This window comes from Salinicoccus luteus DSM 17002, assembly GCF_000712035.1.
Lineage (GTDB): Bacteria > Bacillota > Bacilli > Staphylococcales > Salinicoccaceae > Salinicoccus > Salinicoccus luteus.
The window spans coordinates 1-13201 of record NZ_KL544008.1 but is presented as its reverse complement, the minus strand read 5'-3'; the positions used below and the strand labels follow the sequence as shown (position 1 = coordinate 13201).

The window sequence follows — 13201 nt, the reverse complement described above, 5'->3', positions numbered from 1 at the left end:
ATGAACAGACAAAAAAGCGCCGGCTGCAGATTACTGCAGTCGGCGCTTCCCTTTTTACACTTCTTCTTTCCTGAATCGTCTCAGGAAATCCTGAAGCCTCGGATTGTCGGATTTGTTGATGACCTCGTCAGCGGTTCCTGATTCAGCGATGACACCGTCGTCGAGGAAGAGGACACGGTCTGCGATTTCCAGGGCAAAGTCCATCTCGTGGGTGACGAGCACCATGGCCATATCGTCCTGTTCTGCAAGGTCACGGATGACTTCGAGTACTTCTCCGACGAGTTCCGGGTCGAGTGCTGAGGTGACTTCGTCAAACAGCATGATCTTCGGCTTCATGACCAGTGCACGTGCCATGGCGACACGCTGTTTCTGCCCACCTGAGAGATTGGATGGATATGCTTCGTATTTGTCTCCAAGCCCTACGCGGTCAAGCATCTGTTTAGACAGTTCCACCGCTTCCGACTTCTTCATCTTCTTGACCTGGACAAGTGGTGTGACGCAGTTGTCCAGTATCGTCTTGTGTGGAAAGAGATTGAAGTGCTGGAAGACCATGCCGATATTCTTTCTTACTGCACGCAGGTGCTTTTCGTTCGCCGTCTTCATCTTTCCGCCCACTTCCATCTTCCAGAGGTTTTCGCCGGCGACGATGATATCCCCATCGGTCGGCTCCTCAAGCGTCATCAGCAGACGGATGATTGTCGTCTTCCCCGAGCCGCTCGGCCCGATGATCGCAATCTTTTCAGTCGGATAGATATCGAGATTGATGCCCTTCAGGACATGTGTATCACCGAATGACTTATGAACATCCTTATATTGTACGATTGGTTCCATTATTCGGCCACCTTCACTTTCTTTGGCTTTTTGTCGAATCGACGATTCATTTTATTCTCCAGCCTTCTGATCAGCAGTGCAGAAGGATAGCTGAGCAGGAGGAACAGGAGGGCGACGATGGTCAGCGGTTCGATATAGGACCATGTCTGCGCACCATAGCTCCGTGCGATGCTCAGTATGCCGACCACCCCTATTGTTGCCGCAAGCGGCACCTCCTTGAACAGGATGATCAGGTAGTTCCCAAGCATTGGTATCGTCGGTGGCAGTGCCTGTGGCAGGACGATTTTCGTCCACTTGTCCCGCGTCGAGAAATTGAGCGCCGTTGATGCCTCCCACTGCCCCTTGTCCACACTTTCTATACCGGAACGGTACACTTCACTGATGTATGTCGAGAAGTGGATGCCAAGCGCCAGCATGGCAGCGACGAATGGCGTGAACGACGTTCCGATATACGGAACCATCGGCCATGCAAAGTACAGGAAGAAAATCTGTACAATCGGCGGTGTGGACCGGATGAATTCCTTAATCCAGTAGACGATGAAATTGAACGGCTTGATTGGTGTGGATTCGAGTATCAGCCAGATGAATCCAACCACCATTGCCAGCAGGTAGCTCGCAATGGTGAGGCCCAGCGTGATTTTGAGCCCTTCCAGTATGATCGGAAATGCATCAGCGAATGTTTCCCAGCTCCAATATGTCGCTGTCATCAGCTCGCCACCCCTCTCCTGGACATTTTCTCACCTTGTTTGGAAAGCCAGATGAGCGGCAGTGCAATGATGAAGTACATGACCAGCACCATCAAATATGCCAGCGGGCCTTCGGAAAGATTCGACGAGCGGTATATGTCCCCATAATAGAGGATGTCCGTCAGTCCGATCAGTGAAACAAGTGCAGTCCCTTTAAGTATCTGAATTGAATAGTTGCCGAACTCAGGCAGCATCAGCCTGAGTGCCTGAGGCAGTATGATATGTCTCATGCGCTGGAATCTCGAAAGATTCAGTGCGATACTCGCTTCCGTCTGCCCTTTGTCGATGGACAGAATGGAACTTCTGACTACTTCAGACATATAGGCTCCGTAGTTTAGTGCAATCGCAACGACCCCGACCCACCAGTTGCTGCCAAGATTGATATTGAACAGCATCGGCACGGCATAATAGAGCCAGAAGAGCTGGACTATCAGCGAAGTCCCCCGGAAGATCTCAACATATACTGTAGTGAATCCACGGATCAACGGGTTTTTTGCCAGCCGTGACAGGCCGGCGATGAAAGCCATCAAAAAAGCAAAGAAGGCCGATGCCAAAAAGATACTGATGGTCGTCCATGCCCCTTGGGACAGGTAGGTTAGTATATTCGCCCCAGACTCAAACATTTTTCCTCACTCCTTATTTACGAATAAAAAGGCCCAGTATTTCCTAAGGAATGACTGGGCCTGAAAAGATTATTCGCCTTCACATAGTTGCTCGGTTGTCATTTCTCCAACTTCCACCCGGTTGTTTTCAGCAGTAAACCCTTGGGAATCATCCAGAATTCCGTCGATTGTACCGTCTTCCTTCAATGTCTCCAGTGCATCATTGTAGGCATTGCGCAACTCTTCATCTTCAAGGTTGAACGCTGCTGCGCCATAACTCGGGATTCCCTCGATATCCGGTTGTTCGAAATCTTCAACGATTTCCACATCCTCACTATCCAGTGATTCATATGCGGCTCTCAATGTTGCCTCGGTTGCTGCCGTAACATCCGCATTGCCGGACTGTACCGCTGAAAGCTGTGCAGGGATGTCTCCGACTGACATGATCTGGTTCGGATCGACGCCTTCCTGGTCCAGGAAGTCGAACTGTGTCGTTCCTTCCATCAGTGCCACTGTAACGTCAGGATTTTCTGCGATATCCGCATAGCTGTGAATATCATGAGGGTTCCCTGCTTCGACGACGAGACCTTCACCGTACTGCATCTCCGGTTCTGCGAACATTGCGTTTTCACATCTGTCCGGCAGAATCGCCATGCCGGCGGTGATTGCGTCATACTGTCCAGCCTGTACGCCTGGAATCAGTTCTCCCCAGTCGGTCAGGTGACCTTCCACATTGTCGATGCCCATTTCCTGGAACACCGCTGTCGCAATATCAATTGCCGCCCCTTCAAGCTCTCCACTTTCGGAATCTTCATAGGCGTAAGGCGGTTCGTTCGCAAACCCGACCCTTACTGTGCCGCTGTCCTGGAGTTCAGCCAGTTTGCCTGATTCCGCTCCAGAATCTCCACCGGCTTCCCCTTCTGCGGAGTCTCCCCCTTCAGAGCCTCCATTGCCGCAGGCAGCCAGTACGAGAATAAGGCCGAGCATAAGTAATAGTGTGTAATTCTTCAAATAAATCTCCTCCTAGTAAGTTGATTATCTTTCCCTACTCAAGAACATGTACATGGTTAGTATACAAGAGTGACGTGTTATGTCAAATTCAGGATGTAATGGGTAAAAAGGGGAGATGCGCTGTACCGGACCCATTCTATGAAATGTGATGGGACTTGAATCAATTTTATTATAAAATTACAGATAATTCAAATTTTTCTTTAAAGTTAGGTTGTAAAATGATACTTTTTTTCTTCAGATTCAGGGCTGCATTCTACGCAAAAAAAGCAGCATCCCCGGGATGCTGCCTTTTGCCTCTATACTACATGTATACTACATATCGAATTGAAGGGCGCCATCCTGATAGTCGATCTTTACATTGATGCCTTCCGACATATCCGCTTCAATGAGCTTCCTTGCAAGCGGCGTCTCGATGTGGCGCTGGATGAAGCGTTTGAGGGGTCTCGCACCAAACTGCGGTTCATAGGCCTCCTCAGAAATCCAGTCCTTGACGGCATCGGTGACTTCCACTGTCATATGCTGATCGGTAAGGCGCCTGTTCAGGTCGTTGATCAGCTTGTCCGTAATGAGCTTTATGTTCTCTCTGGACAGCGGGCTGAAGATGACGATGTCATCCATACGGTTGATGATCTCAGGCTTGAAGTACTGGTGGACCTCCTTCATGACGATGTCCTTCGTCTCCTCGGAAATCTCGCCATCCTCCCTCACCGTATCGAGCAGATGGTTCGAACCGATGTTTGATGTCATGATGATGATCGTATTCCTGAAGTCGACGGCACGTCCTTTGGAGTCCGTCAGGCGGCCTTCATCAAGCAGCTGGAGCAGGATATTGAAAACATCCGTGTGCGCCTTCTCGACTTCATCGAGCAGGATGACGGAGTACGGCTGGCGGCGGATGGCTTCTGTCAGCTGGCCGCCCTCCTCATGGCCGACGTATCCAGGCGGGGCTCCGATGAGCCTTGATACGGCATGCTTCTCCATGTACTCACTCATATCGATCCGGATCATATGCTTCTCGGAATCGAACATTGTAGCCGCCAGTGTCTTGGCCAGTTCCGTCTTGCCGACACCAGTCGGTCCGAGGAAGAGGAAGCTGCCGGTCGGGCGGTTCGGGTCCTTTATGCCTGCCCGCGCCCGTATGACGGCGTCAGCCACGAGGTCGACCGCTTCATCCTGGCCGACGACGCGTTCATGCAGGATGTCGGAGAGCTTCAGCAGCTTGTCCTTTTCGGTCTCGACGAGCTTGGAGACCGGGATGCCCGTCCACTGGCTGACGATATAGCCGATTTCATCCTCCGTCACCACCTCGCGGATGATGCGGTTCTCCCCGGCGCTCTCCTCCTGCAGTGCCGCTTCAAGCTCGGCGAGTTCCCGCTCTAGCTGCGGCAGCCTGCCATGGCGGAGTTCGGCGGCCTTTTCAAGTTCATAGTTGTTTTCGGCCTCATCCAGTTCCTGGCGTGTACGGTCAAGTTCCTCACGCTTGTCGTTGACCTTCTGGATCTGCCCCTTCTCCTTCTCCACCCGCTGGGCGAGGGACTGCTGGGCTTCTCGGGCTTCGGACAGTTCCTTCTGGAGCTCCTCAAGCCGTGCTTTTGATACGGAGTCGTCCTCCGACTTCAATGCCTGCTCCTCGATCTCGAGCTGCATGACACGGCGGTTGATCTGGTCGAGCTCGGTCGGATTGGAGCCCATCTCTGTGCGGATTGTGGCACTCGCCTGGTCCATCAGGTCGATCGCTTTGTCCGGCAGGAAGCGATCGGTGATGTAGCGGTCGGACAGTTCCGCCGCTGCCACGAGGGCCCGGTCGGTGATCCTCACCCCGTGGTGCACCTCATAGCGCTCCTTCAGTCCACGGAGGATGGAAATCGTATCCTCGACATCCGGCTCCGGTATCTGGACTTTCTGGAAGCGGCGCTCCAGGGCGGAGTCCTTTTCAATGTATTCACGGTACTCGTTCAGTGTAGTTGCACCGATGCAGTGGAGTTCGCCGCGGGCAAGCATCGGTTTGAGCATATTGCCGGCATCCATCGCGCCTTCAGTCTTGCCGGCGCCGACCAGCATATGGATTTCATCGATGAAGAGGATGATGCGCCCTTCCGACTCCTTCACTTCCTTGAGGACCGCCTTCAGGCGCTCCTCGAATTCCCCGCGGTACTTCGCACCGGCGACAAGCGCAGACAAGTCGAGTTCGAAAATCGTCTTATCAAGCAGGCTGTCCGGTACATCCTTGCGCACGATGCGCTGGGCAAGGCCCTCCACGATCGCCGTCTTGCCGACGCCGGGCTCACCGATCAGAACCGGGTTGTTCTTGCGCTTCCGGCTCAGTATACGGATCGAATTGCGGATTTCCTCATCACGTCCGATCACCGGATCCACATTGCCACTGCGGACTTCTTCCACGAGATCCCGTCCATATTTCTCCAATACTTCATATTGCACTTCCGGATTTTGTGTTGTCACATGGTTTCCCCCTCTGACTTTGTTGATGATTTCCCTGATCACTTCATTCTTATTGCCGACAGCTTCCTTAAGGATCGGTTCCGTCTCGATGCCTGAGAGCAGCATGTGCTCTACAGAGACATACTCATCCTTCATCTCAGCCATGATCTTCTCGGCCCGGTTCACAACTTGCGTGAATCCGTTTGACATATACTGGCCATACTGGACATTATCGCCTTTGACGACGTTGTACTTCGACAGTTTTTCGTCATATTCTGCGAGCAGTGCATCCACATCGATGTTCGCCCGCTCCAGTACATCCCGCGCCATACTCTCGTCGACGGTAAGGAGTGCCTTCATGACTGCCTCCACCTCTATCGACTGGAGCTTCAGGTCGACGGAGATCGACTGCGCCCGTTCGATGATCGACTGCACGGTGTACGTCATTCTGTTGATATCCATATTCATCACCTCTTCTACAAAATAAAGGGCAGCTCTCTTCGAAACTTGCCGTCAATAATGTTTGACCTTTTTTGACCTTTACCTATATTATACACTCTCGACATGGATTTTCAAGTAATTGATAGCTTTTATACGGCATTTATTTTATATTAATATTCTAGGGTTACATAGGAGGTTTGATCATGGACATCATGGAAATTATCCGTTACATATTTTTGGGGCTGCTGCAGGGGTTCACTGAACCCATACCCGTTTCATCCAGCGGCCACCTCGTCATCGCCCGGGAAATTTTCGGAATCGAGGCACGGGGCCTGTCATTTGAAATACTGCTGAATACCGCCTCGCTCATCGCCATCCTGTTCATCTACCGGATGGACATTACAGCAATCGTCGTTAACCTGAGCCGCTTCCTGTTCAAAGGGGCACGGGATGAGGAGGCGGTCGAGGACTTCCGCTATACCATCTATCTCGTCATCGCCACCATTCCGGTCGGCGTCCTCGGCATCCTGCTCAAGGATATCATCGGGGACAACGTCTCAATGCTGACCGTCGGACTGATGCTTTTCGTTACCGGCATCGCACTCTGGTTCATCAAGAACAAGCGCGGCGTGAAGCGCGATGGGGACCTGAACGCCAAGGATGCCATCATCGTCGGACTGGCCCAGTGCGTCGCACTGATGCCTGGTGTGAGCCGCAGCGGTGCTGCCCTCGTCGGTTCCATGGCGGTCGGCATGAACCAGAAGAACGCCCTCCGGTTCGTATTCCTGCTCTATATTCCGGTATCGCTCGGCACAGCGCTGATTTCCGTCGGGGATCTTGTAAACGACCCCGAGATTGCAACGCTCGCGGTTCCCTACGCGCTTGCATTCATCGCCAGCATCATCGCCACATACTTCGGCCTGAAGTGGCTGCAGGGTGTAATGGAGCGTGGAAACCTCGCGATATTCACCTACTACTGCTTTGCGCTGGGTTCATTTTCCATCCTGTATTATTTATTCTTCATATAGATCCCTCATTTTTGAGGGATCTTCTTTTGCAAAAAAGAAAACATGTCATTTTACAATAAAAATTTCCGTATAAAATTGATAAAAACACGAAAATTTATTTCTTAATGTTTAACTTTATGAGAAGTGGGAACTCCGAGAAGTAGATACTAATTACACCATAGAATAATATTACACCTTTTTATCAGCCGCATTATTCAACAAATAATTATAGGAGGGGATTTAACATGGCTGAAAACAACGGTAAAATGTCCAGAGAAGAAGCAGGCCAAAAAGGCGGAGAACAGACGTCCAAAGAACACGGCAAGGAATTCTATCAGGATATCGGTGAAAAAGGTGGAGAACAGACATCAGAGAACCATGATCAGGAATTCTACAAGGATATTGGTCAAAAAGGCGGAGAGCAGACGTCTGAGAACCACGATAAGGAATTCTATCAGGACATCGGTGAAAAAGGCGGAGAGAACAGTAATGGCGGCAATAATTCATAAGCTTGCCTACTAATTGAACTCTATAAAAAAAGGGAAGTAGACCATTTGCCGGTCTACTTCCCTTTTTGCATTTTCAATATCAGACAAGCTGCAAAAAATAGGCTGCAAAAGATCCCGCAACCATGAGGTTGCGGGATCTTCCCATAAGCCGATCTGCTTACGTTACACCAAGTGCAATTTTAGCGTAGCGGCTCATTTTATCTTTATCCCAAGGCGGATTCCAGACGATGTTGACTTCTGTCTCTTTAACTTCAGGAAGTTCGGAGAGTGCAGTTTTGACCTGGTCCACAATCTGTGGTCCCATCGGGCAGCCCATGGATGTGAGTGTCATTTCAACACCCGCATTCCCATCTTCATCAAGATGGACACCATAGACGAGGCCGAGGTTGACGATATCGATGCCGAGTTCCGGGTCGATGACGTTCTCAAGGGCACCCATCATGCTTTCTTCCATTGCTTTATCCATTTATCTCACTCCTTTTAGAGTATATACTAATAATATATCAAAAAAATTACACGATATAAACATAAATGATATGATAGTTATGATAGTTCTATGAATGTTGACAAGGAGATTTGCCGTAATGGAAAAGCATCTTATATGTTTGGACCTGGATGGGACGCTGCTGACGGACGAAAAGACAGTCAGCCCATTCACCAAAAAAGTACTATTTGAACTGAAGACCCGCGGCCATGAAATCATGATTTCAACCGGCCGCCCCTATAGAGCGAGCGAACCCTACTACAGGGAACTTGGCATGGACACACCAATCGTCAATTTCAACGGTGCCTTCGTCCACCATCCCCAGGACCTCTATTTCAAGACCGTGCACGAGGAGCTTGACCTGGAAGTGGCCCAGGAGATCGTCAAGCGTGTACCGGATTTGAACATACAGAACATCATTGCAGAAGTGAAGGACAATGTATATATCCACTACCATGACGAGGTATTGTTTGAAGCCTTCAGCATGGGGAATCCCCAGGTCAAGATCGGCGACCTGACACAGAACATCGAGTCCGGTCCGACGACCATACTGATCCAGGCCGAAGAGCCGGAAGTGCCGGCAATCAGGCAGGCGTTGGATGACCTGTTCGCCGAGACGATCGAGCACCGCCGCTGGGGGGCACCCTACCCGGTCATCGAAATCGTCAAGAAGGGCATCAACAAGGCAGTCGGCGTCGACTACTGCCGGGGCTACCTCGGCATCGACAAAAAGCATACGATCGCTTTTGGTGATGAGGACAATGATACGGAAATGCTCCGCTATGTCGCGCATGGTGTGGCGATGGGCAATGCCATCGATGAAATCAGGACGGTGGCGGACTACATGACGGATACCAACAACAATGATGGAATCGGCCAATTCCTGAACGACTTTTTCAAATTGAAACTATAAAAAGAAGGGAGCAGATGACATGCAATTGATTGTAGACAGCTGTTCGGATATTTCCATAGATGAATTGGATAGAATGGGTATTGAAATGATCCCCTTGAAAATCACGATCGACGAGGAGGACTACCTGGATCAGTATGAAATCTCAAACACTGAGGTGCTCGATGCCATCTCGGAAGGCAAGCGCCCTTTGACGAGCCAGGCGAACCCTGAAGACTTCACGAAAGTCTTCCGGAAATATGTGGAGCGGAATGTACCCGTATTATACATGGCGTTCTCGAGCGAACTTTCAGGCACTTACCAGAGCGCAGTGATCGCCCGGGATACGATCCTCGATGATCATCCGGATGCGGACATCACCCTCATCGATACGAAGGCGGCAAGCTACGGCCTCGGCCTCATCGTGGAACGTGCCCACGGCTATGTAGAGGAAGGCATGGCCAAGGAGGAACTGCTCGCCAAAGTGGAAAAGGACGTCAAGGCGATCCGCCACTTCTTCACCGTCGATGACCTTGACTATCTGGCAAAAGGCGGCCGCCTGTCGAAAGGACAGGCATTCCTCGGCGGTCTGCTCAATATCAAGCCGCTGCTCCATGTCGAAGAGGGTAGACTCGTGCCGCTTGAGAAGCACCGCGGCATCAAGAAGGTGCACAGCAGCATGGTCAAGCACCTGATTGCAGACAACGTCTCCCATGAGGTGCACATCACCCAGGCCAATGCAGAATCACAGGCGGAACAGCTGAAGCAGAAGATATTGGACGGGACGGATATCACTGATGTGAAAATCAGTACAATCGGACCGACGATCAGCAGCCATACCGGCAATGGCACGGTAGCGATGTTCTATTTCAATGAAGGAGTGTAAGCATGGCAAAAGTTATTATTGTAGGCGGTGTGGCCGGGGGCGCGACGACAGCCGCGCAGCTCAGACGGATCGACCCGGAAATCGACATCACCATCTATGAAAAGGGCCGCGATATCAGCTACGGCAATTGCGGGCTTCCCTACCATATCGGCGGTGAAGTCGAAGAGCGCGACCAGCTGGTCGCAGCAACTCCGGAAAGCTTCGGGGAGCGCAACATCACCGTCGAAACCCATCATCAGGTGATGGGCGTCGATACGGAGAACAGGACGGTCCAGGTGAAGGACATCAGGAATGACCGTACGTTCGATGCGGAATATGATTATCTTGTACTCTCCCCCGGCAGCGCCCCACGCCTTGTCCCTGCACTGCTCGATGTACCCCAGGCCTTCGTCCTCCACTCGCTGGAGGATCTTGATGGCATCATAGGCCATATCGAAGAGAAGCGCATCACACGCGCAGTCGTCGTAGGTGCCGGCTACATCGGACTTGAAATGACCGAGAACCTTGTGCATCGCGGCATCGATGTGACGCTTATACACCGGGACTCGGAGATCTATCGTCCACTCGAGTCGGATATGAGCGATTTTTTCCTCGAGGAGCTGAAGTCCCGCGGGGTCGAAGTGAAACTCGATACGGAAATTGTTGAAGTCGACGGCGGTACTGCCACCCTCTCGAACGGGGAGGAGATCGAAGCGCCCATGATCATTGCGGGCATCGGCATCACCCCGCGCACGGACTTCCTCGAAGGCTCCGGCATAACATTGAATGAAGAGGGATATATCTGTACCGACAAGCACGGGAGAACCAACAGAGAGCATGTATATGCTGTCGGGGATGCGATCGAAACGAACTACCACCATGTCGACCGTCCGGTCCATGTCGCGCTTGCATGGGGTGCCCACAGGATGGCATATGTCATCAGCAACCAGATCAGCGGAGACAGCTCGGTCTGCTTCGAAGGGCTCCTCGGCACCAACATCATGCGTTTCTTCGACTATGATATCGCCACCCTTGGACTGACGGAGCCGGAACTTGCGGACTATCCGCACTTCATTGTCGACCACAGGCAGAAGAACAAGGCGGGATACATGTCGGACAGTGTCCCGATCCACGTCCGTGCCTATATCGGCAAGGATGATGGCAAAATACTGCGTGCCGTCGTCGTCGGTACTGAAGGCATCGACAAGCGCATCGACCTCCTGTCGGCCCACATCCGCCTGGGCGGGACCGCCATGGACCTCGCCAACATCGAAGTCGCCTATTCCCCGCCCTATTCCAGCCCGAAAAGCGTGCTCAATATGGTGGGGTACAAGGCCATAGAGAAAATGAAAAAACTGCACGAATAGAACGAACGCCCCTCCGCTCAGAGGGGCGTTCTTTATGCTGGCAGCAGCCTTCCTTCGGCATGCCCTATTCCACTTTGCCGTCCGACTTCGGAGAAGTCATATTACATAAGATAATGTATTGTCCTTCCACTCCATGAGCAGGAAAACGGCCGGGACATCCGTCCCGGCCGTCTAGTGCGGCATTATTCGATTACTCTTCCCGCGGTCTCCTTTTTCTGGCAACGAGCCAGATGAAGATTCCGAAGCCGCCGAAGATGATGAGCCCGGCGTATATATAGCCATTATTGAAGCCCCTCTCCTCGATCACTGCATACAGTTCCGTCTCTTCGCGATCCAATACCGCAAGGAAGGCATCCCCTTCCATATCCCCGCTGCGCAGCAGATCACCAATCAGGAGACCGCTGAGCATCTTTCCTTCATCCTGTGATTCGATGGGAATCTCGACATTTTCCGTGACGGAAGTGTCATTCAGGTTCAAAATGAAGTCGACATCCGAATTACGGTATCTCTGTACATAGTGTCCGTCCTCATTCTTCAGGACATCCATCTCCCCTTGGAACATGTTCGGATGCTGGGAGAATACATCATTCAGGGATTCGATGTAATCCACGACTTCCTGGTCGGTCCAGAGGTCCATCTGCCGGTGTACATGGGGGATGTCGTCCCCATTCAAAGCCACTTCCGTACCATACTGGAAGGCGATCGGTCCGGGATATGCATACAGGTAGGCGGTGAGCTGGCTGATGCGTGTACCAGGGAACATGTTCTCCTCAACCGCATGCTTCGTGAAACGGTCGCTGAACCAGTGGTCGGCAAACAGCAGCGTGCCGTCCGTCGGATGTGCAGGAATCTCCCTGTCCGTCGTACTGAATGATTCAGCCAGTGCATCTGTCAGCGCAGGGTCGCTCATATGGTCGAACCCTTCTGCAGAAATCGACGCATCGGGGATGATGCCGTAGGTCGTTACGTCTTCAGGCATGAAGGTTCCGGCGTCGATGCCATCCTGGATGACGGTCATGCTGAGGCCGTCGACATCATATTCATCGACGAAATTTTGTACCATCTGCCGGTATTGTGCCTGATTGTCCGCATTGTTCAAATCGATGAATTCGGCGCCGATCATATCGTAGTAGCTCTGCTGGAGGTCGTTCAGCACCGGATTCCCGAGCGTCGTATAGCCATCGGCTGCTGTGGCCGGCATATCGACGATAACTTCCATATCCCGTCCGTGTGCAGCATCGATCAGATTCTGGAACGCTTCTGCTCCACCGAATGCCGCTTCAATCTCCCCGTAGCTTTCAATGTCATAGCCGAGGTAATCGTCATCCGCCTTATCGAACACTGGGGAGAGCATCAGCGTATCGAAGCCCATGCCCTGTATGTAGTCCAGGTTGTTCTGGATGCCTTCGAAGTCGCCCCCAAAAGGCAGCGGTGCATCCTCATCATCCGTGACATTGATGTCATTTCTGGAATTTCCATTCAGGAAGCGGTCGACCACAATCGTATAGATCCGCGTCTCATCCGCCTCCTGGGCCGCCACTTCGCCGTTCGACATGGATATGCCCATGAGCAGAACCGCCATATATATCATTATTCTCTTCATTGCTATCCTACCTTCTATTTTTATCAATTTTCGGCAGAAGACTCCCCCCTCTAAGTGAAGCATAGGCGGGAGATGAATGCCGATTGAGGAAACTCAAAAGCCCTTTGTTTCTAAAGCAATGCGAGCCAACTCAAATAATGCTTGTGTGAACGTACTAATCTCATTTTGCTTTTGGTATTCAGTGATTCTCGCTTCCAATTCTTTTGGAAATCGGATGCTTTTCGTAATTCTTTCCACTGTATTCCCTCCTTTTTGATGGTATAATAAATATACCAAAAAGGAGGTGATCATACAATGCACATCCATAAAGCATACAAATTTAGACTCTATCCGAACAAAGAGCAATCCATCCTTATCAATAAAACCATCGGTTGTTCCCGGTTCGTTTACAACCATTTCCTCAATCA

14 protein-coding genes are annotated in these 13201 nt (G+C 51.4%); 6 read left to right on the top strand and 8 right to left on the bottom strand.

What is annotated here, in order from left to right:
- Positions 1-54: 54 nt before the first annotated feature.
- The 5 genes from BO53_RS0109920 to clpB form a co-directional block, all read right to left on the bottom strand.
- Positions 55-834, bottom strand: a complete 780-nt coding sequence (locus BO53_RS0109920) for an amino acid ABC transporter ATP-binding protein (RefSeq protein WP_037342143.1) — start codon at positions 832-834, stop codon at positions 55-57.
- A complete protein-coding gene (gene ehuD, locus BO53_RS0109915) occupies positions 831-1538 on the bottom strand; it encodes an ectoine/hydroxyectoine ABC transporter permease subunit EhuD (RefSeq protein ID WP_031547764.1) in 708 nt (235 codons plus the stop codon). The genes BO53_RS0109920 and ehuD overlap by 4 nt, the downstream gene beginning before the upstream one ends.
- Positions 1538-2200, bottom strand: a complete 663-nt coding sequence (gene ehuC / locus BO53_RS0109910) for an ectoine/hydroxyectoine ABC transporter permease subunit EhuC (RefSeq protein ID WP_031547762.1) — start codon at positions 2198-2200, stop codon at positions 1538-1540. Before ehuC ends, ehuD begins: the two co-directional genes overlap by 1 nt.
- Before the next feature lie 69 nt (positions 2201-2269).
- The gene (gene ehuB / locus BO53_RS0109905) at positions 2270-3190 is read right to left on the bottom strand and encodes an ectoine/hydroxyectoine ABC transporter substrate-binding protein EhuB (RefSeq protein WP_051683088.1); all 921 of its coding nucleotides are present in this window, start codon (positions 3188-3190) and stop codon (positions 2270-2272) included.
- A gap of 312 nt (positions 3191-3502) precedes the next feature.
- Positions 3503-6091 carry an ATP-dependent chaperone ClpB gene (clpB, locus tag BO53_RS0109900; RefSeq protein ID WP_031547759.1) on the bottom strand — a complete coding sequence of 863 codons (2589 nt, stop codon included), beginning with the start codon at positions 6089-6091 and terminating at the stop codon, positions 3503-3505.
- A 182-nt stretch (positions 6092-6273) separates the two neighbouring features.
- On the opposite strand from clpB, the gene BO53_RS0109895 reads away from it, so the two are divergent.
- Complete coding sequence (locus BO53_RS0109895) at positions 6274-7098, top strand: undecaprenyl-diphosphate phosphatase (protein ID WP_031547758.1); 825 nt, start codon at positions 6274-6276, stop codon at positions 7096-7098.
- Between the two features lie 224 nt (positions 7099-7322).
- Entirely contained in the window at positions 7323-7586 is a 264-nt protein-coding gene (locus tag BO53_RS0109890; protein ID WP_051683087.1) for a KGG domain-containing protein, read from the top strand.
- Between the two features lie 157 nt (positions 7587-7743).
- Here BO53_RS0109890 and BO53_RS0109885 read toward each other — a convergent pair whose 3' ends face one another.
- Positions 7744-8052 (bottom strand): metal-sulfur cluster assembly factor, encoded by a 309-nt coding sequence (locus BO53_RS0109885; RefSeq protein WP_031547756.1) that lies wholly within the window; start codon positions 8050-8052, stop codon positions 7744-7746.
- A gap of 118 nt (positions 8053-8170) precedes the next feature.
- Between BO53_RS0109885 and BO53_RS0109880 the strand changes: the two genes are divergently transcribed.
- The 3 genes from BO53_RS0109880 to BO53_RS0109870 are packed head-to-tail and all read left to right on the top strand — an operon-like array spanning position 8171 to position 11191.
- Positions 8171-8983, top strand: a complete 813-nt coding sequence (locus BO53_RS0109880) for a Cof-type HAD-IIB family hydrolase (protein WP_031547754.1) — start codon at positions 8171-8173, stop codon at positions 8981-8983.
- Positions 8984-9002: 19 nt separating this feature from the next.
- Positions 9003-9845 carry a DegV family protein gene (locus BO53_RS0109875; protein ID WP_031547752.1) on the top strand — a complete coding sequence of 281 codons (843 nt, stop codon included), beginning with the start codon at positions 9003-9005 and terminating at the stop codon, positions 9843-9845.
- Positions 9846-9847: 2 nt separating this feature from the next.
- Positions 9848-11191 carry a CoA-disulfide reductase gene (locus BO53_RS0109870; protein ID WP_031547750.1) on the top strand — a complete coding sequence of 448 codons (1344 nt, stop codon included), beginning with the start codon at positions 9848-9850 and terminating at the stop codon, positions 11189-11191.
- A gap of 190 nt (positions 11192-11381) precedes the next feature.
- On the opposite strand, the gene BO53_RS0109865 is transcribed toward BO53_RS0109870, so the two are convergent.
- Positions 11382-12794, bottom strand: a complete 1413-nt coding sequence (locus BO53_RS0109865; RefSeq protein ID WP_031547748.1) for an alpha-amylase family glycosyl hydrolase — start codon at positions 12792-12794, stop codon at positions 11382-11384.
- 93 nt (positions 12795-12887) lie between these two features.
- The gene (locus tag BO53_RS14145; protein WP_169738746.1) at positions 12888-13031 is read right to left on the bottom strand and encodes a hypothetical protein; all 144 of its coding nucleotides are present in this window, start codon (positions 13029-13031) and stop codon (positions 12888-12890) included.
- 57 nt (positions 13032-13088) lie between these two features.
- On the opposite strand from BO53_RS14145, the gene BO53_RS13770 reads away from it, so the two are divergent.
- Positions 13089-13201: helix-turn-helix domain-containing protein (locus tag BO53_RS13770; RefSeq protein ID WP_084185070.1), on the top strand; the 113-nt coding region annotated here is incomplete at its 3' end.